Below are 25824 nucleotides of genomic sequence, written 5' to 3'. Positions count from 1 at the left end.
CGGACGGTTGCGTTACAGGTGGAAGATCTTGCCGGGGTTCAGGATGTGCTTCGGGTCCAGCGCTTGCTTGACGCTGCGCATCAGGTCGATTGCATCGTTACCGTGTTCGGTGATGAGGAAGTCCATCTTGTGCAGGCCGACGCCGTGCTCGCCCGTGCAGGTGCCGTCCATGGCAATCGCACGCGCGACGATGCGCTGGTTGATGCGCTCGGCTTCTTCCAGTTCTTCGGGCTTGTTCGGATCGATCAGCAGCGCGACGTGGAAGTTGCCGTCGCCCACGTGGCCGACGATGGGGGCGGGCAACTGCAGCGCGCTGGCGAGCAGGTCTTTCTCGGTTTCCACCACGCACTCGGCCAAGCGCGAGATCGGCACGCACACATCAGTGGTGACGGCGCGGCAGCCGGGCTTGAGCTGCAGGAAGGCGAAATAGGCGTTGTGACGGGCGTTCCACAGGCGGCTGCGGTCTTCGGGGCGCGTGGCCCATTCGAAGCCCTGGCCCTTGTGTTCGGTAGCGATTGCCTGGACGGTCTCGGCTTGTTCCTGCACGCCGTGCTCCGAGCCGTGGAACTCGAAGAACAGCGTCGGCATTTCGGGCAGCGTCAGCTTGTCGTACTGGTTGATCGCGCGGATGGCCAGCGCATCGACAAACTCCACGCGCGCAATCGGCACGCCCATCTGGATGGTGTCGATCACGGCGGACACCGCATCGCCCATGCTCGGGAACGCGCACACGGCGGCGGACACGGCCTCCGGCTGCGGATGCAGCTTCAGCGTGATCTCGGTGATGATGCCCAGCGTCCCCTCGCTGCCGATGAACAGGCGCGTCAGGTCGTAGCCCGCCGACGATTTGCGTGCACGGTTGGCGGTCTTGATGATGCGGCCGTCGGCGGTCACCACCGTCAGGTTCAGCACGTTCTCGCGCATCGTGCCGTAGCGCACGGCGTTGGTGCCGGACGCGCGTGTTGCGCACATGCCGCCAATGGACGCATCGGCGCCCGGGTCGATCGGGAAGAACAACCCGGTATCGCGGATCTCGGTGTTCAGTTGCTTGCGCGTGACGCCCGGCTCCACCGTCACCGTCAGGTCTTCCGGGTGGACGGACAGCACGCGGTTCATCTGCGAGAGATCGAGGCTCACGCCGCCGGCCACGGCCAGCAGATGGCCTTCGAGCGACGAGCCCGCGCCGTACGGGATCAGCGGAATCTCATGCTCGAAGCACAGTTTGGCGACGGCAGCGACGTCCTCGGTGGTCTGCGCGAAGACGACGGCGTCGGGCAGCATCGGGTCGTAGGCGGATTCGTCGCGGCCGTGGTGGGCACGCACGGCTTCAGCGGTGGACAGGCGATCGCCAAAACGGGCACGCAGTGCATCGAGCATGGCCTGCGGGATGGGCCGGCGAATCAACTGGGAGGGCGGTGCGGGGTGGTTCATGGCTGCGGGTGTCTCCGACAATGTTGTGCGGCTCTGGCCGGCCTAGACGATGATTCTAACGCCGGGGCTGTCTGTGGCTTGCGATAATGTCGGCTAGACACACTAGGAGACGCACCGTGGGCAACCGCTTATCGAAGATCGCCACGCGCACCGGCGACGACGGCACCACTGGCCTTGGCGATGGCAGCCGCACAGCCAAAGACAGCCTGCGCATCGCCGCCATTGGCGATGTCGACGAGCTGAACTCGCACATCGGTGTACTGCTGACGGAAACGCTGCCCGAGGGCGTGCGCGTGGCACTCACTGCCATCCAGCACGACCTGTTCGACCTGGGCGGCGAGTTGTGCATTCCCGGTTACACGATGGTCACCACCGCGCACGTGTTGCGGCTCGACCAATGGCTGGCGGACTACAACGCCGACCTGCCGCGCCTGGCGGAATTCATCCTGCCCGGCGGCAGCCGGGCGGCGGCGCAGGCGCACATCTGCCGCACCGTCGCGCGCCGGGCGGAGCGCAGCATCGTCGCGCTCGGCCGGGCCGAGACCATTGGCGAGGCACCGCGCCATTATGTGAACCGCCTGTCGGACCTGCTGTTCGTGCTGGCGCGTGTGCTCAATCGCGCGGACGGCGGCACGGATGTGCTGTGGAAGCGCGACGAGCACAAGCCGGCGTAATTACCGTCGACGCCAAAACAAAACGGCCCGGTCGTTGCACCGGGCCGTTTGCTTCTTGCGGACGCGTGGATCAGTTCACGCTCGTTGGCGTTGTGGTGCTCTGTGCCACGGCGGTCAGGCCTGCCAGCTGGCCCGGCGTCGTGATGGTCAGGGCTTGCGACGGCGTCGGCGCCGGGAAGCCGCCTTCGGCCAGCGCTTCCTTGATCGTGCGGTTGGTGTCGAAGTAGACCTGCCAGTAGTTGTCGTTGTGCGTGTACGGGCGTACCGCCAGCACCGGTCCGACCAGGTTGAACTCCAGAATCTCCACGTCGACCGCCGGATCGGCCAGCACGTTGGGGATGGCCGCGATTTTTTCCTTGAGCAGCGCGATGGCGGCACGGTGGTCGGCGCTGCCGGCCAGTTGCGCCTTCAACTCGACGCGGCGGAACGGGTTGGAGGTGTAGTTCTGGATCGTGTCGGCGAAGATCTTGCCATTGCCGACAATGGTGATCACGTTGTCCGGCGTGTTGATGGTCGTGGCAAACAGGCCGATCTCCTTGATCGTGCCTGTGGTGCCGCCAGCCGTCACAAAGTCGCCCACCTTGAACGGCCGCAGCACGATCAGGAACGCACCCGCTGCAAAGTTCGACAGCAGGCCCGACCACGCCATGCCGATGGCCACGCCGGCCGCCGCAATCAGCGCCGCGAACGTCGTCGTCTGGATACCGAAGTAGCCCAGGATGCCGATCACCAGCAGCACGTTCAACGTGACGGTGATGATCGAGCCGACATAGCGCAGCACGGTGGGGTCGACCTTCTGCCGGCCCAGGGAGTTTTCCACCAGGCGCACGGCCAGGTTGATCAACCAGCGCCCAACCACCCAGAAGACGATGGCGCCGAGGATCTTCATGCCGACATCAGCGGCGTACTGCTCCACGATCGCCTGGTACTTGCTTGCCGTGGTGACGGCGGTATTGACGGCGGTGTCCGCCAGGGTGTCTGCCATGGTTGCCTCCGGGGTGGGCAGGGGAATCCTCCTACGATATGTCAAAGACAACGCACTTGTGTGACTTTGATGTCTTTTGCTCACATTTGTTATATATCCGGCGCTTTGTGCAGCGGACAACAAAAAAGGACGCCCGCAGGCGTCCCTTCTCAAATCACGTTGATGCAGCGTGTGGGCTTAGTTGCCGCTGCCCGGCACCAGGCGGCGCTTGCGTACCGCGTCGGCCAGCGTTTCCAGCACCTTCAACGAATCGTCCCAGCCGATGCAGGCGTCAGTCACGCTCTGGCCGTAGGCGAGGTCGGACACCGGCGTGCCTTGTACGTGGTCCTGGCGGCCGGCGTTGATGTGCGATTCCACCATCACGCCGACGATGCGGTTGTCGCCCGCTGCCATCTGGCGGCCGATGTCTTCGCACACCGGGATCTGGTTCTCGTGTTTCTTGCTGCTGTTGGCGTGCGAGGCGTCGATCATCAGGCGCGCGGCCAGGCCCGACTTGGAGATGGCGTCGCAGGCTTCCTGCACGCTGGCGGCGTCATAGTTGGGTGCCTTGCCGCCGCGCAGGATGATGTGGCAATCCTCGTTGCCCGCCGTCGACACGATGGCCGAATGGCCGCCCTTGGTGACCGACAGGAAGTGGTGCGGCTGCGATGCGGCCTTGATGGCGTCCACGGCGATCTTCACGTTGCCGTCGGTGCCGTTCTTGAAGCCGACCGGGCACGACAGGCCGGAAGCCAGCTCGCGGTGCACTTGGGATTCCGTCGTACGCGCACCGATCGCGCCCCAGCTCACCAGGTCAGCGATGTACTGCGGGCTGATCACGTCGAGGTATTCGGTGCCGGCGGGCAGGCCCAGCTCGTTGATGTTCATCAGCAGCTCGCGCGCGGTGCGCAGGCCGTCGTTGATCTTGAAGCTGCCATCCATGTGCGGATCGTTGATCAGGCCCTTCCAGCCGACCGTGGTGCGCGGCTTTTCGAAGTACACGCGCATGACGATTTCCAGCTCATTCTTGAAGCGCTCGCGCTGCTCGACCAGGCGGCGGGCGTAGTCCATCGCGGCCTTGGTGTCGTGGATGGAGCAGGGGCCGATGATGACGATCAGGCGGTCGTCCATGCCGTGCAGGATGCGGTGCATCGCGTTCCGGCTTTGGTAGATCAGGTCGGAAACGGCATCGCTGCACGGGAATTCACGAATCAGATGTGACGGCGGCGTCAGCTCTTTGAGTTCGCGAATGCGCAAATCATCGGTGTTCTTCGGCATGGAAAGCTCCTGGGGTGTCTTGTTCGTATTGGAAACGTCTACTGTGTTCGGATCATGTTTCGCGTCGGTGCCGGGGTGGGGCAGGTGACAGGGCGAAAAAAAACCGCCAGGGTCGCTGGCGGTTTTCGGTATCTGCTGGGTGCTTTTATTTTTGCTGCAAGCGCCCCTCTCCTTCCGCCAGCGGTGCGAGATGCCAAAAGTAAAAGTAAAAAAACTTGGCGAAGGACATGGAGAGAATGCTAAGTGCTGCAACAAAAATCAGGGAAGCGCGGGTGACTGCAACTACCGCGCCGCACCAATCGAACCGTCTTTATAGCCGCTTTTTCTGAGCGCCGCAAGCGCGGGTTTTCCGGGCCTGCGGCATCAAAACGACGGCTTTGTGGCGATTACGCCGTCCCGCCCACCGTCATGTTCTCCATGCGCAGGGTCGGTTGGCCGACGCCTACCGGTACGCTCTGGCCTTCCTTGCCGCACACGCCGATACCCGAATCGAGGCGCATGTCGTTGCCGATCATGGTCACGTGCTTGAGCGATTCCGGGCCGCTGCCGACCAGCGTGGCGCCCTTGACGGGGTAGGTGATCTTGCCGTCCTCGATCATGTAGGCCTCGCTGGCGGAGAACACAAACTTGCCGTTGGTGATGTCGACCTGGCCACCGCCGAAGTTGACCGCATACAGCCCCTTCTTCACGCTGGCGATGATCTCCTGCGGGTCCTTGTCGCCGCCGAGCATGTAGGTGTTGGTCATGCGCGGCATCGGCAGGGCGGCGTAGCTTTCGCGGCGGGCGTTGCCGGTCACGGGCATCTTCATCAGGCGCGCGTTGAGCGTGTCCTGCATGTAGCCGGTGAGGATGCCGTCTTCGATGAGCGTGTTGCACTGCGTGGGGTTGCCCTCGTCGTCGAGGTTGAGCGAGCCGCGGCGATTGGCCAGCGTCCCGTCATCCACCACGGTGACGCCTTTGGCCGCCACGCGTTCGCCCATGCGGCCGGAGAACGCCGACGAGCCCTTGCGGTTGAAGTCGCCTTCCAGCCCGTGGCCGATGGCTTCGTGCAGCAGCACGCCGGGCCAGCCCGGGCCGAGCACGACGGTCATGGTGCCGGCCGGTGCCGGCTTGGCTTCCAGGTTGACGAGTGCGGAGGAGACCGCTTCGTCCACGTATTCGCGCAGCAGGTCGTCGGTGAAGTAGCCGTACGCATAGCGGCCGCCGCCGCCGGAGCTGCCCATTTCGCGGCGCCCGTTCTGCTCGGCGATGACGGTGACGGAGATGCGTACCAGCGGGCGTACGTCGGCGGCGATCACGCCGTCGCTGCGTGCGACCAGCATCACGTCGTATTCACCGGCCAGGCCGGCCATGACCTGCACCACGCGTGGGTCTTTGGCGCGGGCGAGCTTTTCGATGCGCTCGAGCAGGGCGACCTTTTCGGAGGCCGTCATCGAATCGAGCGGGTCGTTCGGTGCATACAGCGAATGGCCGCTCGGGCCGCTGACCAGGCTGTTCGCCACCTTGACGCGGCCAGAGCCGGCCTTGCCGATGGTGCGCGTGGCACCGGCGGCTTGCATCAGCGCGGGCAGGCTGATGTCGTCGGAGTAGGCAAACGCGGTGCGGTCGCCCGAGACGGCGCGCACGCCCACACCCTGGTCGATGCTGAAGCTGCCGGACTTGACGATGCCTTCTTCCAGGCTCCACGCCTCGTTGCGCGTGTACTGGAAGTAGAGGTCCGCGTAGTCCACACGGTGCGTGAAGATGTCGGCCAGCGCGCGCTGCAGGTGCGCTTCATCGAGGCCGTACGGATCGAGCAGCACACGGCGCGCGATGGACAGATTCTGGATGGCGATGTCGCCTGCGTTCATGGTGAGTTCTCGCAAAGAAATTCGGTTGGCTTACATCACACGGTGTTTCAACGCCGGCAAGTCCTGGCGCACTTGTGCCAGGCGGGCCGGGTCCATGTCGCCGACGACCACGCCTTCGCCTTCAGGCAATGCGGCGATGACTTCGCCCCACGGGTCGACCAGCATGGAATGGCCCCAGGTGCGGCGGCCGTTTTCATGGCGCCCGCCCTGTGCGGCAGCGAGCACGTAACACTGGTTCTCGATGGCGCGGGCGCGCAGCAGGATTTCCCAGTGCGCGGCGCCCGTCACGTAGGTGAAGGCCGCCGGCATCAGAATCAAGTTCAGGTTGCCCTGCGCTGACAGCGCACGGTACAGCTCTGGAAAGCGCAGGTCGTAGCACACCGACATGCCCACGCGCCCGCACGGCGCATCAAAGGCCACCGGCGTGGCACCGGGCTCGATGGTGCGGGCTTCGTCGTAGCGCTCTTCGCCGCGCACGAAGTTGAACAGGTGGATTTTGTCGTAGCGCGCCACGCGCACGCCGGCCGGGTTGTAGGCGAGCGACGTATTGCGCACGCGCTGTTCGTCCTCGCACCACATCGGCAAGGTACCGCCGACGAGCCATAGCTTGTGGCGGCGCGCGGCATCGGCCAGGAACGATTGGATGGGGCCATTCTGGTCATCCTCGCGGATGGCGACCTTGTCGCTGTCCTTGCGGCCCATCTTGCAGAAATATTCGGGCAGCAGCGCCAGTTGCGCGCCTTGGGCGGCGGCCTCGGCGAGCAGCGCATCGGCGCGCGCCAGGTTGGCGTCCACCTCGACACTCGTCACCGTCTGGATGGCGGCGACACGGAAAGGTGCCTCAAAGGGCATACCGGAGCCGGATGCGGCGTGGGCGGGAGCAACGGTCGTGGAAGTCATGGTGCCTATTTTGCCGAGGTTTCGGAATGGCTGCCTGCGCCTGTGCCTGAACTGGACGCGACCTTGTCGATCTTCGGATTGGCCCAGCTTCCTGTGACGTGGTACTGCGTAGCGAATGCCTTCGACAGTTGGTCGCCCAGGACCAGCTGTGCGGCCAGCGTGCCCAGCCCGATGGCCGGGTTGATGAACGCCGCGGCCAGCGACGCCGATGTGGCGTCCACCTTGGGCGTGACCTTCACGTGCAGATCCTGTGTTTCATCGAGGATGTTGGCCGAGCCCTGCATCGCCACCTGGAACTGCGGGCCCTTGACCGTGAAATCTTCCGTGCGGGCGACGCCGCCGGCGATGCTGCCGGTGGCAGCCACACTCTCGAACGGCGTACCGCGGCCGGTGGCGCTGCGCAGGTCGGTGGCGAAGTGCAGCAGGCCCTGCAGGCTCAGCACACCGGCCAGCTTGGCCAGGCCCGGGTCGACCGGCAGGAACTGCCCGCGCTCCAGGTTCAGCGCCATGCGGCCGTTGAGCGTCGGGTAGTCGATCGACATGGGCGAGCCGCGCCACACCACGCGGCCTTCAAACTTGCCCTTGGCACCGTCGATCACCTTGGCCAAGCCCATCTTCTGCAGCAGGTCGCCGGTGTCGCGCAGGTCGAGGTTGAAGTCGAGCAGGGTGCGGCGCTCCGGATCATCGCCACCGCCGCGCAGACGGCGCGGAATGCGCCACGTGCCGCGCGCAGTGAGCGTGGCGGCCGGCTGCTCAATCTTGAGTGTCTCCAGCGTCCACACCGGCGCGCCGTCGGTGATCTGGCTGCGTGCCTTGATCTCCAGCTTGCCGAGCGCCTTGCCGCGCAGGTCGAACTTGTCGGCCACGAGGTCGAGCGACGGAATTTCCTGCGAGCTGCTGGCCAGGGACTCGGTCAGCGCGGTCTCTTCCTGCGCATCGGGAATGTTCATGCGGGACAGGCGCATCGTCAGCTCACCGAAGGGCACGGCGGCGCTCTCTGCGTGCCAGCGCGTGGTGCCGGCGATCTCGCGCGAATCAATGGTCGATTGCCAGTTGGCGCCATCGCGCGTGGCATCGACGCTGACGCTGCTGAAATCACGGCCGAGGATGCGCAGCGTCTGCGCGCGCCCACTCAGGCGGGTGGGCAGGTAGGCGTTGTGGCTACCGGCGGCGCTGGCGGCAGCATGATCGGAAGCCGATTGCGCGGCGCTTTTCTCACCCGCCGGCGTGGCGAAGATCTGGCGCCAGGCATCGACGTCGAGCCGGTCCAGCGTCAGGTTGGCCTGCACGCCCTCGGTGGGTTGCGGCACGGGCTGGCGCACGCCGATGCCGCCGCGGAGCACTTCGGTGCCGTTGCCGTTGCTGCGCAGTTCGTAGCGCGCGGAGGCAATGTTGCCGATCTGCAGCGTGACTTCGTCGAGTGCGTTGTTGGCCGCCAGCGGCTGCATGTCGAAGCGCACCGGCAGCGGCTGGCCGGCGGCCTTGTTCAGCGGTGCGGGCAGGCGCACCGTCATTGGCGTCAGGTCGGATTGCACCTGGATGACGGGCCGATGCTGCTTGACGCTGATGGTGGCGCTGTACGGGGCACTGCCGTCCAGTGTGCGGGCAATGGCGGCGATGGGGCTGCCTTCCGGCGTGGTTTCACGCAAGCCCTGGGCCGAGGCGGTGCCGGCGACCTGGATGCGGATCGTGCCGTCAGGCGCGGTGCCGCCGGTCGGGCGAATCTCGCCGCCGGCAAAGCGGGCACGCAGGTTATCAAAGCCGATGCCCTTGTGCGTGAAGGTGAGCGCCCCGGTCACGTCGGTCAGTGGTGGCGCCTGCGGGATCAGCGTGATGTCGTTGCGCAGGAAGGTCACGCTGCCCTGGGCACGGGCCGTGTGCATTTCGTTGAGCGGCAGGTCGAGCTTGAGCGCGAGCGCGGCGTTGCCTTGCGCGCGCGCATCTTTGGTGAAGTGGCCGATCCAGCCACTAACCGGGCTGGCCTCGATGTACTGCAGGAAGCTTTGCGTGGCGCCATCGGCATGGCCGTCGATGGTGAGCAGCGGATGGTGGTCGCCCATGTCGGGCAGGGTGCCGCTCACGTCGGTCAAGGTCACGTCGGCAACTTTGGCGCGCGCCACCTTGAACGACATCGATGGCCCGTCGAACACAACCGTGCCTTCGGTATCGGTGAATGCGGGCCAGCCGGTCGGGTGCGAGGCATCCGCGGGGGCCGGCTGGTAGGTCACGTCCTTGACGGGCACCTCGACGCGGAACACGCCCTTGTGCGGCGGGCGGTACGGGAAGTCGTACAGGTCGCCGGTCAGGACAAGGGTGACGTCACTGGCGATGCCGCCTTGCAGGGCGCCCGCCAGGTACTCGCGCGTGTGCGGCCCGACGGACAGCGGCAGATAGCGCGGCACACGTGTGACGGTGGCGCGCTCCAGCGTGCCCTTCAGGTCGATGGTGCCGACATGGCTGGTGTCCGGCGCATGGCGGTAGCTGCCCGCAAACCGGGCCGACAGATCGCCATTGGAGAGCGTCAGGTTGTCGCTGCTGACGATCAGTTCCTGCTTGCGATACGTCCAGTTGAAGGTGCCTTGCAGGCGGTCCAGCGGCACCCGTGCTTCATCGAAGAGGCCGGGCAGGAGCAGGGCGGTATCGGAGGAATCGATGCGCAGCGTGCCCCGCTGTGTCCCATCCTGGTCAGAGAAGACGGCGTTGCCGGAGAGGTTCTCAACGCCGGGCACGGCCGGCTCGGGGTGGTGGCCGGCCGGCACGACGGGCAGTGCGCCGGGCCCGAAGGACACCTGCCGCAGCGTGGCGCGCCCTGTGAAGTGCACCGGCGCTGGCGTATTTGGCCGCCAGCGGGAGACATCGCGCTGCCAGTTGATGTCGAGATCGTCGATGCGGCCGGCGGGCTGCTTGGCGCGCAACGGCTCCAGCACACCGGCGGGCAGCGGCATGGCGGTGGCAATGCTGCGCAGATCGGTCAAATCCAGCGTTGTGGCCTTCACCTGCAGACTGCGCAGCTCGTTGCGTGTATCCAGGGCCCAGCCGACGCTTGCGTTGCGCAGCCCGCGTGGCGTGCCGGCCGGGTTGGCCGGGGCTTCGATGCCGGGGCCTGCCAGTTCGGGCGCGGGCGCCGGTTGGGCGGGCAGGTTCAGCGGCTGCCAGAGCAGCGTGTCGATGCGCAGTGTGTGTTCGCCGTTTGCGGTGCGCTGCTGCGTGGCGAGCGCCTGCAGGCTGCGCAGCTGGAGCGGGTCGAGATCTTTCCGGATCTGCAGGTCGAGCTGCTGGCCGGTCAGCCGCGCCTGGCTGCGCGTGAAGACGCCGTGGGCAAACTCCACCGAGCCGTCTGAACTGATGGTGCCGCTCTTGGCGGCCGCCATCAGCGGCACATAGCGTTGCACTGCGGCCAGCTGCAGCGTGTCGATCTGCCAGTTGGCCTGGCCATGCCAGTGTCGCCAATCGCCCGGGCGGGCCAGCAGTTCATGGCGGAAATCGGCGTGCAGCTTGATCACGCCGTTGAAGAGGCTGGGCGAAGTGCCGCTGGCGTCCAGCCGGTGGCGGGTCGGGCCGCTGCGCAATTGAACGTGCACATTGCCCAGTGCCACTTCGGGCAGCTTCTGCTGCTCGTCGAGCCAGCGCACAGCGCCCTCGCGGAAGTCGATGTCGCCCTGGGAGAGCAGTTGGTCGAAGAAGTTGCTGTCACCACCGGTGTCGGGGCCAAGCGGCATGCCGGCTACGAGCAGGGCACCCTCGGGCGTGCGGCGGACCAGCACGTCGGCGCGGCTGGCGTGCAGCGCGGCAAACGTGATCTGCATGCGCAGCAGCGAACGCCACGACAGCCGCGCCTGCACGTCCTGCACGGCAAAGGTCTGGCGGCCGGCGGTGTCAAGCGCTTCGATGCGCTGCGCGCGGAAGGCAGGGTGCCAGCCTTCCCAATAGGTTTCCAGCGAGCCGATGCCGACGTTGGCGTGCAGTGCGCTCGACGCCTCGCGCTCCATCCATTCGCGTGCCACGCTCACGCGCGGCCACAAGACAAAGCGCACCAGCACCATGCCGACCATGGCCAGGACGACCAGTGCGACCACCGTTTTCCACAGGATGCGCCACAGCTTGCGCCAGATCGGCGCGCGGATGCAGGCAAGAACGCCGCCGACGATCTTGCCGGCCAGCCGCGCGATCCATGCCCAGGTGGCGCTGACGGCGCGCAGGCCTGTCCGGCGGGTGGACAGGGTGCTGGCGTGTCCGCCATCGGACTTCGGCGATTCTGGGGGCTGTGGCAGGCGGGGCATGACCGGGATTATCCGATATTCGTGGCGCAGTGCCACATTTGGAGCCTGGAGAAGCCCGGATGCAGCCCTCGCCGGGTGGCAGGCCAGCCCGATGCCCGTGAAAGTGCGTGACCACCGACCGGCCTGCGTGCATTTCAGCGAGAATGGGCGTTTCCTCGCAGCTCCCTTGATGGTTCGCATGACCCGCATGACCGATTCCACCTTGTCTGCCCAGCCGTACCTGCAAGCCCCGGCCCGTGCGCCGGAAGCCCCCTCTGCTGCGTTGCCGTATGCGCAGGCCTATTCCCGTTACGTCCAGCGCTTGGCGCAGGCGCGTGAAGGCTGGGCTGAGCGTGTGCAGAGTGCCGCCGCGCGCCCGGTTGACGCAGCTTGGCTGTCAGCGCGCTTTACCGAACTGTTCGATGCCACGGCCGTGGAGATCGAGCCCGCGCTCAAGCGCGCACTGCGCTTGCTGCGCAACGAGGTCTTCGCCACGCTCATCGAGCGCGATCTGTCCGGCGCGGCCACGCTCGATGAAGTGACCGGCAGCATGACGGATCTGGCCGAGTTTGCCGTGCGTGCGTCCATCTCCGTGATCGGCCAGGAGCTGCAGGCGCTGCACGGCCAGCCGATCGGGCAATCCTCGGGCGAGGTGCAGGAGCTGGTGGTGGTCGGTATGGGCAAGCTGGGTGGGCGCGAGTTGAACGTCTCGTCCGACATCGACCTGATCTTTCTGTACGACGACGACGGCGATACGCAAGGCGGCCGGCGTCCGCTTTCCAATCACGAGTACTTCACGAAGCTGGGCCGGCGCCTGATCAATGCGCTGGCCGATGTGACCGAAGACGGCTACGTCTTCCGTGTCGACATGCGCCTGCGCCCGAACGGCGATGCCGGGCCGCTGGCCTGCAGCCTGGGCATGCTGGAGGAGTACTTTGTCGTGCAGGGCCGCGAGTGGGAGCGCTACGCCTGGATCAAGGGCCGCGTCATTACCGACCCGACCAGTCCGCACGCAGCGCGCGTGATCCAACAGCTTGATCGGGTGACCGGGCCGTTCGTGTTCCGGCGCTATCTGGACTACGGCGTGATCGCCGCCATCCGCGCGCTGCACGCGCAGATTCGCGCGGAGGCGGCCAAGCGCGGCAATGGCGCCAACCGACAGCCGGGCGAAGGCGACGCTCTGGTGCATGCGCGTTCGCCGAACATCAAGCTGGGGCGCGGTGGTATCCGCGAGATCGAGTTTGTTGCGCAGGTCTTCCAGCTGATTCGCGGCGGGCAGGATTTCGGGCTGCGTGTGCGGCCCACGCTGGAGGTGCTGCGCGCCGCCGCCGAGCGTGGCCTGATCGACGACGACGTGGTTGCGCGCCTGACCGAGGCCTATCGCTTCCTGCGCCAGCTTGAACACCGCCTGCAATACGTGGAAGACGCGCAGACGCACAACCTGCCGGGCGCGCCGGAAGACCAACTGCGTGTGGCCCGCATGATGGGCTTTGACGATTACGCCGCACTGGTTGCCAAGCTGGAGGCCTATCAGGACGAAGTGGCGCAGCAGTTCGAGCAGACCTTCTCTGACAAACAAGACAGCCAACCGCCGTGCGCCTCCATCTGGCAGGCCGATCTGCTTGACGACGAGCGTACCGAGTCCGCCCGCGCGCAGCTTGCCGACCTGGGCTATGCCGACGCCGATGGCGTGCTCGAACGCCTGCGCGCGACGCGCAACTCGCCGCGCTACCGTGCGCTGACCGAGGTGAGCCGCCAGCGTTTCGACCTGCTGATCAACCGCGCGCTCGACCACGCTGCGCGGCAGACGGATTCGGACGTCACCATCGCGCGCTTCCTGAACTTTTTTGATGCGATCAGCCGGCGTTCGTCGTATCTCTCGCTGCTGTGCGAGTACCCACAGGCGCTGGAGCGCGTGGCCCACACGCTGCACGCGTCGCGTTGGGCGGCAGACTATCTGACGCGCCATCCGCAACTGCTTGACGAGTTGCTCGACGTTGAGGCGCTGTCGGCCGACCCGGACTGGCCCGCTTTCCGCGAGCGCGTGCGCGACCGGCTGCGCGCTGCCGAAGACCACGTCGAGATGCAGATGGACATCCTGCGCCAGGAGCACCATGCGGAGACTTTCCGCATCCTGCTGCAGGACCTGCAAGGCATGCTCAGCGTTGAGCACATCAGCGACCGGCTCTCTGACTTGGCCGACGCGATGCTGGACCTGACGCTGGAGACCGTGTGGAAGCAGGTGTCCACGCGCCACTGCGAGGTGCCGCGCTTTGCCGTGGTGGCCTATGGGCGCTTGGGCGGCAAGGAGCTTGGTTATGCGTCGGACCTCGACATCATCTTCCTTTACGACGACGACCATGAGCGTGCGCCCGAGGTGTATGCGTCGTTCGCGCGCAAGCTCATCACCTGGCTGACCAGCCATACCGCCGCCGGCACGCTGTTTGATGTGGACACGCGCCTGCGCCCGAACGGCGCGGCCGGCCTGATGGTGACGCACTTCGAAGCCTTCCGCCGTTACCAGATGCGCGAGGGGGACAACGCTGCGTGGGTGTGGGAACACCAGGCGCTGACGCGCGCGCGCTTCTGCGCGGGCGATGCAGAGATCGGCACACGCTTTGAAGCGCTGCGCACCGCTGTGCTGCGGCAGGCGCGCGAGGCTGGTCCGCTGCGCGACGAGATCGTGGCGATGCGTGAGCGCGTGCTGGAAGGCCACGCCAATCCCACGGAACTGTTCGACCTCAAGCACGACCGCGGCGGCATGGTCGATATCGAGTTCACCGTGCAGTTTTTGGTGCTGCTGCATAGCGCTGCGCATGCTGAACTCACCCGTAACAAAGGCAACATCGCGCTGTTGCACATGGCGGGCGAGCTGGGGTTGATCGATGCCACGCGGGCAGCGCAGGTGGCCGATGCCTACCGCGATTTCCGCGCACGCCAGCACAAGCTGCGGCTGGATGGGCAACCTGCTGCACGTGTCCCTGCGGGTACCTGTGCACACGAGGCCGCCCACGTGCGGGCGTTGTGGGAGCAGGTGTTCGGCACCGTGCCCGCGCCGTCCAGCTCACACGGCGGATGAGCGGGCGTCTGCACGCGGTGCATACCTGGGCTGCGTGCCTGGGTGTGGCCGCGTTGTCGGCTGCGTTCTCGTTCGTGCCGTGGTTGCATGCCATCGGGCTGTATCAGCGCGATGCCGTGCGCGCGGGCCAGTGGTGGCGCATCGTCACGGCCATGTGGGTGCATCTGGATACGTGGCACTGGTTGGCCGATGCGATGGCGGCGGCGGGGATCATGCTCCTGCTCGCGCGCGTGCTGCGGGCGCAGGCCATCGTCGGTGCGCTGGTGGTGTGCGGTGTGCTGGTACAGATTGCGTTGCTCAGTCAGCCGGGGGTGCAGTGGTACGGCGGGCTCTCGGGCGCGTTGCATGGTCTTGCCGCCTGGGGTGGGCTGCGCCTGCTGCGGCCGCTTACAGAATCGGCGGAAGACACCGGCGACCGCTTCTCACGCTGGATCGGCTTGCTGCTGTGTGCGGGCGTGCTGGTGAAGGTGTGGTTCGAGCAATCGTGGCTGTCGCCCATTGCCTATGACCCGCACTGGGGCTTTGGCGTGGTGCGTATCGCACATGCCTTTGGCGCGGCGAGCGGGCTACTGATCTGGGTATTGGGGGAGTGGCGCGCTCGCGGCAAGCGGCTGCGTATGTGAGCAGCAGGGCGCCGGAAGGGGTGGGGCGGGGGAGGGGAGAATGCCCGCCCGCGCCAGAAAAAGGCGCGGGCGGAGAGAAACAACAGGCTTATTTCACACGACGCCGACGGCCAGCCAAGCCGGCGGCCAGCAGCAGTGCTGCGCCGCCCAGGCCGATCGCGCCGCCACCGCCACCGCCGCTGCTGGAGGTGGTTGCGGGCGTGGTGGTGCCGGTGCCGCCGCCAGTGCTGCCACCAGTGCTACCGCCGCCCGTGCCGCCGCCGGAGGCCGGAGCCGCCGCCACGCTCACTTGCGTTGAATCGGTGGCGGTGCCGCCCGTGCCGTTCGTCCATGTGACGTTAAAGGCGTAGGTGCCCGCCGCAGTCGGCGTGAACGTTGCCGTGTAATTGCCGTTGGTATCCGGCCCGGCAGTCGTCAGAGAGGCCGTCGGCCCAGACGTTTGTGTCCACTGCACGCTCGCCGTGGTGCTGCCGAAGCCGGGGGTGCCGGAGGCGGTCAGCGTAACGGCATTGTTTGCGGTGATCGAGCTTGCCGAGGTCGCGGCATGCACCAGCGGCTTACCTGATGCCACGGACACAGCGTCGCCAGCGTCGAGCATGCCGGCTCCGCACACGCCTGCGTGCGTGGCGCAGTAGGTGCCGGCCGGGAACGGACGTGCCGACTGTTGAAGGATGGTCGTGATCTGTGCCGGTGTCAGGGCATTGTTGATCGACAGCAGCAGCGCCGCGACGCCTGCCACGTGCGGCGTGGCCATCGAGGTGCCGCCTTCCGCGGTGTAATTGTAGGTGGTGGCCGTGGTTGTGCCGTCGTTCGTCAGCGACGGTACCAGTGCCCCCAGACCGCTGACCACCGAACCGTTGCCACCGCCAGGCGCACTCAGTGTCGTGCCGGTGCCGACGTTGGCGTAGCTGGCCCTGTCGCCTTCGAAGGTATGTGCGGTGACGGCGATGGTGCCTGCGCAGTTGGCGGGTGTGCCAATGGTCGTGTTGCCATCATTGCCGGTAGCCACCACGATGGCAGCACCGCGAGCACGCGCTGCCGAGATAGCGTTTTGCGTGGGGGTGTCGCAACTGCCGACGCCGCCCAGGCTCATGTTGACGACCTTGGCGGGCGACGTATTGACCGTGGTGACGCCAGAGACGGTGCCACCCGTGGCCCATGTCAGCGCATCGACTACGTCGGAGGTGGCGCCGCCGCATTTGCCCAGCACGCGTGCCATCAACAGGCTGACGCCCGGGGCAATACCGGCGACGCCTTTGCTGTTGTGTTGTGCGATGAGCTGGCCGGTGACAAACGTGCCATGCCAGGAGCTGTCAGAAGGCGACCGGCCGCCACATATCGTCGAGTTGTTGGTGATATCTGCGCTGGTGACCCAGTCGCCCGGGTCGGTCGGGTCGCTGCTACGCCCGGTGCCGCCCTTGTTATTCATAAATGGGTCCGTGACGAAGTCGTAACCCTGCTTGATCTGCGCCCCAGACAGGTCGGGGTGGCCCGGAAGAATACCGGTATCGAGCACGGCAACGTTGACGCTGCTCGCCCCTTTGGTCGTGTCCCAGGCGGTGGTCACGTTGGCACCACCCACCGTTGTCGCGCCATTGGCGGGCGCCATGCTGCTGACGGTGACGACGTTGTTGACCGTGCCGGTCTTGGACAACAGGTTCCATTGGTATTGGAACAACGGATCGGACGGCGTGGAAGCGGCGTGCAAGATCCGATCAGGCGCCACATATTCAAATTGGCCGCTGGCTTCCATGCGTTGTGCCACGGCTTGAGCGTCCGCCGCCGACATGGTTTGCGGCAGCGTGACCACATGGGCACCGCCCGACATGGCGCGCTTGTACGTCATCGGCAATTGCGCGGCGGCCGACCAGCGTTGCACTGTCGCGACATCCACGCGCGTAGCTGCCGATTGCAACTGGTACGTGCCGCTCGAGCCGCTCTTTTCCTTGACGATCAGCTGCGACACCCATTGCGTTTGGGCGCCAACGTTTGCTGTCTGACCGACGGCAAGCGCCGGAACAGCGTGATACGAAACCAGTCCGAGCGCGATCAGCGCACGGACCATCCCCCCGGAGACAATCGCCTTCATTTGAGAAGTCCTATTGTTGTAACAAAAAGAGGCGGAATTATCTCAATAGTGATGATGCGGCACTGAAAAAAGAACTAAATACGGAATTGAAAATTTCTTACAATTCCACAGAGGCCGACACGATGGGGTACTAGGGGATGCAACCCCACGCTTGAGGGGGCAACGTGAAACGGGCCGGCCTTCGCTTAACGGGCGCTGCGTCCAAGCCGATGCGCGAGGCTTGCTGCAAGCAATAGCGCCGCATAGGCGAATCCGATTGCCCCACCGCCCCCCCCACCGCCCGACGAAGCTCCAGTGCCGGCCCCCGTATCGGTGCCGGGCGACGTGGGCGCCCCCGCAACCGTGACGCTTACGGTGTCGCTGGCTGTGATGCCCGCGTTGTTGGTCAACGCAACGCTAAAGCTGTAGACCCCGGCCGCGGCTGGCGTGAAGGTGGCCGTGCTGTTGCCGTTGGCATCGGGCGCGGAGGTCGTCAGCGAGACGGGCGTGCCTGCTGTCTGCGCCCAGATCGGGTTACCAGCGCTTCGTCCATAGCCGGGGCCGCTGACGGCTGTGAGCGTGACATTGGCACTGGTGGAAACGCTCGAAGCTGATGCGCCAACGTGCACGGTCGGCTGGCCCTGCGTCTGCGCGATGGCTGAGCCGGCGTCGAGCATGCCGGCGCCGCATACGCCCGGGTGCGTGCTGCAATAAGTGCCTGCTGGGAATGGACGGGCCGATTGCTTGAGGATCGCGGTGATCTTGTCAGGTGTGAGCGCCGGCTGGATCGACAGCATGAGCGCCGCCACAGCCGACACGTGCGGTGTGGCCATGGATGTGCCGATGTCGGTGGCATACCGGTCGCCGCTGGGGGATGCAACCGGCCCGTTGGTGCCCGTGTTGGACAGCGACACGATCCCAGTGCCCACGCCACGAATGACTGTGCCCACGCCACCGCCCGGCGCGCTGATCGCCGTCTGCGTGCCCACGTTGGCGTACCAGGCGCTGTCGCCCTCGACCGTGTGCGCGGTCACGGCGATGGCACCCGCACAATTGGCGGGAGCATCCACCGGTCCGGACTCATTGCCGGCCGCCACCACGATGGTGACCCCCAGCGCGCGCGCCGCATTGATCCGACTTTGTTCCAGTGCGGAGCAGGCCCCCGATCCCCCCAGGCTCATGCTGATGACCTTGGCCGGCGTCGGGTTGCTGATGACACCAGGGACCGCGCCGCCGGCCAGCCACGTCATCGCGTCCATGATGTCGGACGTCACGCCGCCGCACTTGCCCAGCGCCCGCGCCATCTGCACGCGCACGCCCGGTGCGATGCCCGCAATACCGACGCCGTTGTTGCGCTGTGCTGCTATCTGTCCGGTCACGAAGGTGCCGTGCCAGCTGCTGTTGCTCTGGCTGCCGCAGAGCGTCGGGAAGGACGCGGCATCGGCGGCGCTGATCCAATCACCGGGGTCGGACGGGTCGACATTGCCGGCACCATTGTTGGCGCCGTTGTTGACGAACCCGCTGGGGATGGCGGCGCCGGTCTTACGGTCGGTAGCGCCCGCCATTGCGTTGCTGCTGACAAAGTTGCGGCCGATACCGAAGTTCGTGCCGGCAAAGTCCGCGTGGTCTGCGCGGATGCCGGTGTCGACGATCCCGATGCCCACGGTGGGCGCGCCGGTGGTGGTGTCCCAGGCCGATGTCACGTTGGCGCCGCCAGCCACGCTAGTGCCAGATAGCAGGTTCCATTGCTGGCTGAACAGCGGGTCGGTGGCCAGCGCCATTGGCCGCAGGATGCGATCGGGCGACACGTATTCGAACTGGCCGCTGGCTTCCATGCGCTGCGCAACGGTTTGTGCGTCATCCAGCGTCATGATCCTGGGCAGGGTCACCACATGGGCGCCGCCCGACATTGCACGCTTGTACGTCATGGGCAATTGCGCTGCGGCTGACCAGCGTTGCACGGTCATCGTATCCGCCGGATTGTCGACGCCGCCTGCCGATGTGGATTGCAGTGTCAACGCCCCAGAGGTGGTGGCTTTTTCCTTGACGATCAACTGGGTAACCCACTGCAACTGCGTGTTGAACGTGGTCGATTTTTCAGCTGCCAGCACGGGTGCTGCGTGATACGACACCAACCCGAGCGCCACCAGCGCACGAGCCACACCCCCGGAAACCATCGTCTTCATCTGAGCAGTCCTTTTTTTGTAAAGAATCGATGAATTTATGGATGCATTGTCAAAAAGAATGGAGGCGAGGTGGTCTAGCTGGGCTTAAGTGGAAGTCCTGATATGCGGATAAGACGCAAAAGAAAACCGCCTCCACATGGGAGGCGGTCTCGGTCAATCTGAAGACGTTGTTACTGCGGCGCAGAGCGCTTGCGTCGGCAGGCGAGTCCCAACGCCAGCATCAGCGCTGCCCCTGCGAGCGGGACGGCACCGCCGCCGCCACCACTACTACTGCTCCCGCTCGTGCCACCAGTGCTGCCCGAGCTTGCCGTACCGTTGCCGATGCCGGCGGGCGTCGTCCGCTGGGCGTAACCCACTGCGCCTGCGGTATCCAGCAAGCCTGCGCCGCACACGCCGGTATTGACGGCGCAATACGTGCCGCTTGGGTGCGGGCGCGCTGTCTGTTGCAGACCGGCCAGTATCTGTGCATTCGACAACTGTGGTTGCACGCTCAGCATCAGCGCGATGGTGCCGGCCACTTCCGGTGTGGAGAAGCTCGTGCCCGCCACGGATTTGACGACGTAGTTGCCGAGGGTTTGCGCGCCATCGTTGGAGTCAGCCTGGATGACCGATGTGGTGCCCGTGCAGCCGCTGCTGGTCGCCTGCGAATTGGCGCAACCGCCGCCTGGCGCCGACAGCGCAACCTGCGAGCCGACGTTGGCATAGCTGGCGTTTTCGCCACTATCCACGTGCGCCGTGACGGCGATCGCGCCCGTGCAGTTGGCCGGTGCGTCGGCGTTTTGTGCAGCTTCATTGCCCGAGGCGGCCACCACGGTGGTGCCGATCGACGCCAACCGGTTCACTGCGTCCTGTTCGGCCGCCGAGCACGCGCCCGTGCTGCCCAGGCTCACGTTGACCACGCGCGCTGGGTTGGCATTGGTGGGCACACCTGATACGGCGATGCCGCCGGCCCACAGCATGCCGTCCACCGTATCGGACAGCAGTGCGCCGCACTTGCCCGACACGCGCACCGGCACGATCCGGGTGTTCCAGCCCACGCCGGCAATGTCGAGCGCGTTATTGGTGTTGGCTGCCAGCACGCTGCTGACCTCGGTGCCGTGCCAACTGCTCTTAGCCGGATTGCTGATGTCACTGGTGGTGCAGCCAGAGATGTTTGGGACATCAGCTGCTGTAACGATGTCGCCCAGATCATGTGCGTCAGTGCCGCGCCCGGTGGTATTGCCCGCACGCGCTGGGTCGGAGATGAAGTTGTAGCCGGGCAGGATCTTGCCCGACAGGTCCGGGTGATCGGTATAGCCGGTATCGACGACCGCCACCACGATGCTGCTCGAGCCCTGCGTGATGCTCCATGCCGCCGCCGCGTTGATACCGCCCGGCACGAGCGTCGGCGAGGCGAGATTGTTCTGTGTGGCAAACAGCGGATCGTTGGGGATGGTGTTGGGCCGCAGGATGCGATCCGGCACCACATAGGCCACGCGCCCGTCCTGCGCGATCTTGGCGGCGGTGGCTTCAATGCTGGTGGCGTCGGTCAAGCCGGTGTGCATGAGCTGCGCTTGCGTGCCCAACGTGCGTTTGACTTGCAGCGTGCTGCCCGCGGTTTGCGCGACTGACAGCAGCCGGTTGCCGGATTCCGCCGCCGATAGCGTCTTGCGTGTGCCGCTGGTGTCGTCGCGCCACTTGATGATCAGGTCGCCCGTGTACTGCGGTTGCGGCGTGGCGGCCACGGCAGGGGGGCCGCCCATCAACCAGGCGATACCGGCGACGCTGGCGCCTGCACGGAGCCAGGACTTCAACCGAAAGGAGGGGTGTGTCATCAGTGCGCGCTCCGAGGCATCTATCTTGTCGTCATCAGAAACGTCATCAGGATGCGATTCTTGACAGTACGTTACACAAAACCAAAGGTAGCACGCGACCTGCCCGCCTGTGATGGCAGAAACTCGATTGCCAAGGGTGGGGGAAAGCGCGCCTGTGCGCTGGCGCCCTAGCAGGACATGCGCCCGCGACAAGGCCCGATGGGCCCAGAATCGGGCCCATCCGTTTTTCACACTGTGGAGGTCTGGTGTGAGCGGTGCTGAATCGCACCGCATTGCGTTTTGCGGTTCAGCGCTGGATTTTCACCACACGATCCGGATCGGCCGACGCGACGCCGGGCGCGGAGCGCAACGCCGCGACCGCGCCATCCAGCGTGGCCGCTGCATCGCCCGAGCTGGCGCGCACAACCCAGAACCCGCCCGACATCGGCCGCACCACTGCAAAGGCCAGGCGTGGCGTTGCATGCGCGCCGGCCGTGTCCAGTAGGCCTTGCACGGCGGTGGAAGAGGTCGTCGGCGTGCTCAGGCCAACAATGATGTCGCCCAAGTTGTGCGCGGCCGACACCGAAGCCGGTGGTTGGGTGTTGACGGAAGCAGGGTCCATGGCAGGCGGTTTGCCCGGATCAATCGCGGGCACCGACTTGCACGCCGCCAGCAGGCACAAGCCAAGCGCTGCCGCCAGCAAAGGCTTGGCGGACGACAGCAGGGATCGGGGACGGGCAGCCTTTTGGGCCATGGGGGCCATGGAGTTCTCCAGGAATATGTTCATTGGTGTTGGCAGCATGCGGCTCCGGAGCGGCCATGCCAGAGATGGCCGCAATGGTTCCGGTATAGGCGATCACTGCGCCACGCGCCGCGATTTACGTGTGACTGGCGCCGGTGCCGGTTGGGCGCGGCCGGCGGCCAGCATCTCGTCGGCGTGGCGGCGTGTGGTGTCGGTTAGCGACGCGCCGCCCAGCATGCGGGCGATTTCGTCCACGCGGCTGGTGGCGTCCAGCACCACCAGGTCGGAACGCGTGCTGCCGGCCACCGTTTGCTTGGCGACCTGGATGTGGTGATTGGCGAGCGCGGCCACCTGCGGCAGGTGGGTCACGCACAGTACCTGGCGGCGCGTGCCCAATTCGCGCAGGCGCCGGCCGACCACTTCGGCCACTGCGCCGCCGATGCCGGAATCGACCTCGTCGAAGATCAGTGTGGGGGTCGGGCTCGCTTCGCTGGCAATCACGGAGATGGCCAGGCTGATCCGCGCCAGTTCGCCGCCCGACGCGACTTTTGCCAACGGGCGTGGCGATACACCTGCATGCCCGGCGACGAGGAATTCGATTTGCTCCAGCCCCGCCGCACCGCCTTGCTCCAGCGCATGCAGCGCGATGTCGAAGCGCCCGCCGGCCATCGACAGGCCTTGCATGGCGCCGGTCACGGCTTCGGCCAGCTCGCGTGCCGCTTTAGCGCGGGCGCGCGACAGCGCCTGGGCGACCACCATGTAGGCGGCGTGGGTTTGCGCTTCCTGCGCCTGCAGCGCGTCGAGGTCGGATGCGGCTTGCAGCGCGGCCAGCTGTGCTTGGCGTTCGGCCAGCTCGGCGGGCAGCGTTTCGGGGGCGACGCGGTACTTGCGCGCCATGGTGTGCAGCGCCTGCATGCGCGCGTCGACTTCGGCCAGGCGGTCGGGGTCCAGCTCGGCGCGATCGGCATAGCGCGCAAGCGTGTGCACGGCTTCCTGGATCTGCACCTCGGCCGGCTCCAGCGCAGCCAGCACGTCGGCCAGCGCAGGGTCGATCTCGGCAAGTTCGCGCAGCGTGTGGAGCGTGGCCCCCAGTTGTGCGAGCACGGCGCCTTCGGATTCGGACAGGCCATCGAGCGCTGTGCGCGTGCCTTCGATCAGGCTGGCGGCGTGCGACAGGCGATGGTGTTCGGCCTGGATGTCTTCCCACTCGCCGGGTTGGGGAGCGAGCTTCTGCAGTTCGTTCACCTGCCACTCGATGCGTTCGCGCTCAAGCTGGGCTTCGCGCGATTGCTGCTCGGCGGCTTCGCGCAGGCGCACCACGGCGTGCCATGCGCGATAGTGCTCGCTGACCACGCGCACGCTGCCTTCCAGGCCGGCGTGGGCGTCGAGCAGGCTGCGTTGCGCGTCCGTCTTCAGCAGCAGTTGATGTGCGTGCTGGCCGTGAATGTCGACCAGTTGCTCGCCCACTTCGCGCAGTTGCGCCAGCGTGACGGCCGCGCCGTTGATGAAGGCCTTGCTGCGGCCGGCGGCGTCGACCGTGCGGCGCAGCAGGATCACGCCTTCGTCGTCGTGTAACTCGTGCGCTTCCAACCAGGCGGCCACGTGCGGATGCACGTCGAACTCGGCCGTGATGTCAGCACGCGGCGCACCTTCGCGCACGACGGCGGCATCGGCACGCTCGCCCAGCGTGAGCGCCAATGCGTCGATCAGGATGGATTTGCCCGCGCCGGTTTCGCCCGTGAATACGGTAAAGCCGTCGGCCAGGTCGAGGTCCAGCGCGTGGACGATGACGAAATCGCGGATGGTGAGGCTGCGCAGCATGGCGGAGGGATTTAAAGCCGGTTGTCTTCAGTCGGGTACTCGTGCCAGTGCAGCTTCTTGCGCAGCGTGGCGTAGTAGTTGTAGCCGACCGGGTGCAGCAGTTGCACGGTGCGCTCCGAGCGGCGCACCACGATGCGGTCGCCCGGCAGCAGGGAGGTGAGCGACTGCATGTCGAAGTTGACGCTCGCATCGCGCCCGCTGGTGACCTGGATGACCACTTCCGCATCCTGCGGAATGACGATCGGCCGGTTCGACAGCGAATGCGGCGCGATGGGCACCAACACGAGGCCGGAGAGCGCCGGATGCAGGATCGGCCCACCCGCCGACAGCGCATACGCCGTCGACCCGGTGGGCGTGGAGACGATCAAGCCGTCCGAGCGCTGGTTGTACATGAAGAAGCCATCGACCGACACGGCCAGCTCCACCATGCCCGAGGTGCCTGAGCGGTTGACCACCACGTCGTTGAAGGCCAGGGCGGAGAAGATGACCTCGTCGTCGCGCACGACCTGGGATTGCAGCAGCGTGCGGGTTTCGGCTTCGTAGCGGCCGGACAACATGTCGGGCAGCACGGTATGCACATCGTCGAACGGGATGTCGGTCATGAAGCCGAGCCGCCCGTGGTTGACGCCGATCACGGGCACGCTGGCGCCGGCCAGGTGACGCCCGATGCCGAGCAGCGTGCCGTCGCCGCCGAGCACAACGGCCACGTCGGCCTGGCGGGCCATTTCTTCGGGCGGCAGGGCAGGGTAATCCTGCACACCGATATTGAGCGCCGTTTCGCGCTCGAACACGATGTCATGCCCGCGCGCGGCAATGCACGACGCCAACTCCATGAGCGGGCCGGCAATGTTGGCGGCCGAATACCGGCCGACCAGTGCGACGGTCTTGAAAGGCGAGGCAGACAAGGCAGCAGGAGGTTTCGAGGCCACGGCGGACGGGGGAATCGACATGCGCGCATTACACCATATCGATATGACCCCCGCTACGTTTGACGTTGTTTGGCGAGAAACGCCAACGTCACCCGCTGGTTGCAGTCGATTTTGCGTAAAATCGAAGAATCATGGATAAGCGCGCCACCATCCTCCTCAAGACCCTGATCGAACGGTACATCGCCGAGGGCCAGCCCGTGGGCTCGCGCACCTTGTCGAAGTATTCGGGGCTTGATCTGTCGCCGGCCACCATCCGCAATGTGATGTCCGACCTGGAGGAGATGGGTTTCATCGCCAGCCCGCACACCTCGGCCGGGCGCATTCCGACGCCGCGCGGCTACCGGCTCTTCGTCGACACCATGCTGACGGCCAGCCCGCTGGACGCGATGGGAGCACTCGGCGCGCACGACCGCATGGCGCAGCAGATGGCCGGCGTGATTGCCGAGCAGGTGCGCACGCAACTGGCGTCGCACGGGTCGGAATCGTCGCAGCGGGTGATTGCGGCGGCGGCGCAGACGCTGTCCAACCTGTCGCAGTTTGCCGGGGTGGTGATGACGCCGCGCCGCTCGCACGCGTTCCGCCAGATCGAATTCCTGCGGCTGTCGGAAAACCGTATCCTGCTGATCGTCGTCACGCCCGAGGGCGACGTGCAGAACCGCATCATCCATACCGATACGCCCTACACGCCGTCGCAGCTGGTGGAGGCGGCCAACTACATCAACGCGCATTACGGCGGCCTGACCTTCGACGCCGTACGCGAACGCCTGCGCGGCGAGCTGTCGGTGCTGCAGGCCGACATGACCTCGCTGATGCAGGCGGCGGTGGAGGCGGGCAGCAGTGCCGCGTCGGACGAAGAGCCAGTGGTGATCTCCGGCGAGCGCAAGCTGCTGGATGTGGAAGACCTGTCTTCCTCCATGGACAAGCTGCGGCGCCTCTTTGCCGTGTTCGAGCAGAAGACCGGCCTGCTGCAGCTGCTGGATGTATCTAGCCGCGCCGAGGGCGTGCAGATCTTCATCGGCGGCGAAAGCAGCCTCGTGCCGCACGAAGACATGGCTGTCATCACCGCGCCGTACGAGGTCGACGGCAAGATCGTCGGCACGCTCGGTGTGATCGGGCCGATGCGCATGGCGTATGAGCGCGTGATCCCCATCGTGGACATCACCGCCAAGCTGCTGTCGAGCACGCTCAGCCAATATTGATCTACCGAGTTTAGGTCTGCATGCGGGC

Annotated in this window: 16 protein-coding genes; 4 read left to right on the top strand and 12 right to left on the bottom strand. The window is 66.0% G+C overall.

Annotated elements, in window-relative coordinates; genetic code table 11:
* Positions 1-12: 12 nt before the first annotated feature.
* Positions 13-1431, bottom strand: coding sequence for an FAD-binding oxidoreductase (locus F7R11_RS15515; protein ID WP_064804906.1), 1419 nt, complete (start codon positions 1429-1431; stop codon positions 13-15).
* Between the two features lie 116 nt (positions 1432-1547).
* Between F7R11_RS15515 and F7R11_RS15510 the strand changes: the two genes are divergently transcribed.
* Entirely contained in the window at positions 1548-2105 is a 558-nt protein-coding gene (locus F7R11_RS15510) for a cob(I)yrinic acid a,c-diamide adenosyltransferase (RefSeq protein ID WP_064804904.1), read from the top strand.
* A gap of 70 nt (positions 2106-2175) precedes the next feature.
* Here the strand turns inward: F7R11_RS15510 and F7R11_RS15505 are convergent, their stop codons facing one another.
* From F7R11_RS15505 to F7R11_RS15485, 5 genes are all read right to left on the bottom strand, one after another.
* Positions 2176-3090 carry a mechanosensitive ion channel family protein gene (locus F7R11_RS15505; RefSeq protein ID WP_021195917.1) on the bottom strand — a complete coding sequence of 305 codons (915 nt, stop codon included), beginning with the start codon at positions 3088-3090 and terminating at the stop codon, positions 2176-2178.
* A gap of 177 nt (positions 3091-3267) precedes the next feature.
* Entirely contained in the window at positions 3268-4347 is a 1080-nt protein-coding gene (gene aroG / locus F7R11_RS15500) for a 3-deoxy-7-phosphoheptulonate synthase AroG (RefSeq protein ID WP_021195916.1), read from the bottom strand.
* A gap of 386 nt (positions 4348-4733) precedes the next feature.
* The gene (gene tldD / locus F7R11_RS15495; RefSeq protein WP_064804902.1) at positions 4734-6197 is read right to left on the bottom strand and encodes a metalloprotease TldD; all 1464 of its coding nucleotides are present in this window, start codon (positions 6195-6197) and stop codon (positions 4734-4736) included.
* Positions 6198-6227: 30 nt separating this feature from the next.
* A complete protein-coding gene (locus F7R11_RS15490) occupies positions 6228-7097 on the bottom strand; it encodes a carbon-nitrogen hydrolase family protein (RefSeq protein WP_064804900.1) in 870 nt (289 codons plus the stop codon).
* A 5-nt stretch (positions 7098-7102) separates the two neighbouring features.
* Positions 7103-11377 (bottom strand): YhdP family protein, encoded by a 4275-nt coding sequence (locus tag F7R11_RS15485; protein ID WP_064804898.1) that lies wholly within the window; start codon positions 11375-11377, stop codon positions 7103-7105.
* 187 nt (positions 11378-11564) lie between these two features.
* On the opposite strand from F7R11_RS15485, the gene glnE reads away from it, so the two are divergent.
* A complete protein-coding gene (gene glnE / locus F7R11_RS15480) occupies positions 11565-14435 on the top strand; it encodes a bifunctional [glutamate--ammonia ligase]-adenylyl-L-tyrosine phosphorylase/[glutamate--ammonia-ligase] adenylyltransferase (RefSeq protein ID WP_064806427.1) in 2871 nt (956 codons plus the stop codon).
* Positions 14432-15058 carry a rhombosortase gene (gene rrtA / locus F7R11_RS15475; RefSeq protein WP_064804896.1) on the top strand — a complete coding sequence of 209 codons (627 nt, stop codon included), beginning with the start codon at positions 14432-14434 and terminating at the stop codon, positions 15056-15058. Before glnE ends, rrtA begins: the two co-directional genes overlap by 4 nt.
* 88 nt (positions 15059-15146) lie before the next feature.
* On the opposite strand, the gene F7R11_RS15470 is transcribed toward rrtA, so the two are convergent.
* From F7R11_RS15470 to F7R11_RS15445, 6 genes are all read right to left on the bottom strand, one after another.
* Positions 15147-17147, bottom strand: coding sequence for a S8 family serine peptidase (locus tag F7R11_RS15470; RefSeq protein WP_064804894.1), 2001 nt, complete (start codon positions 17145-17147; stop codon positions 15147-15149).
* A 185-nt stretch (positions 17148-17332) separates the two neighbouring features.
* The gene (locus tag F7R11_RS15465) at positions 17333-19312 is read right to left on the bottom strand and encodes a S8 family serine peptidase (protein ID WP_104577712.1); all 1980 of its coding nucleotides are present in this window, start codon (positions 19310-19312) and stop codon (positions 17333-17335) included.
* Between the two features lie 170 nt (positions 19313-19482).
* Positions 19483-21126 carry an MprA protease, GlyGly-CTERM protein-sorting domain-containing form gene (mprA, locus tag F7R11_RS15460; protein WP_064804892.1) on the bottom strand — a complete coding sequence of 548 codons (1644 nt, stop codon included), beginning with the start codon at positions 21124-21126 and terminating at the stop codon, positions 19483-19485.
* 286 nt (positions 21127-21412) lie between these two features.
* Entirely contained in the window at positions 21413-21859 is a 447-nt protein-coding gene (locus F7R11_RS15455; protein ID WP_064806426.1) for a hypothetical protein, read from the bottom strand.
* Positions 21860-21961: 102 nt separating this feature from the next.
* Complete coding sequence (gene recN, locus F7R11_RS15450) at positions 21962-23668, bottom strand: DNA repair protein RecN (RefSeq protein WP_064804890.1); 1707 nt, start codon at positions 23666-23668, stop codon at positions 21962-21964.
* An 11-nt stretch (positions 23669-23679) separates the two neighbouring features.
* Positions 23680-24618, bottom strand: a complete 939-nt coding sequence (locus tag F7R11_RS15445; RefSeq protein WP_031329674.1) for an NAD kinase — start codon at positions 24616-24618, stop codon at positions 23680-23682.
* Between the two features lie 110 nt (positions 24619-24728).
* Here F7R11_RS15445 and hrcA point away from each other — a divergent pair, with 110 nt between their 5' ends.
* Positions 24729-25796, top strand: a complete 1068-nt coding sequence (hrcA, locus tag F7R11_RS15440; RefSeq protein ID WP_021195904.1) for a heat-inducible transcriptional repressor HrcA — start codon at positions 24729-24731, stop codon at positions 25794-25796.
* Positions 25797-25824: the final 28 nt, after the last annotated feature.

It is taken from the genome of Ralstonia insidiosa (assembly GCF_008801405.1).
GTDB lineage: Bacteria > Pseudomonadota > Gammaproteobacteria > Burkholderiales > Burkholderiaceae > Ralstonia > Ralstonia insidiosa.
The sequence above is the reverse complement of the archived record's forward strand: the minus strand, read 5'-3'. Positions and strand labels throughout refer to the sequence as shown.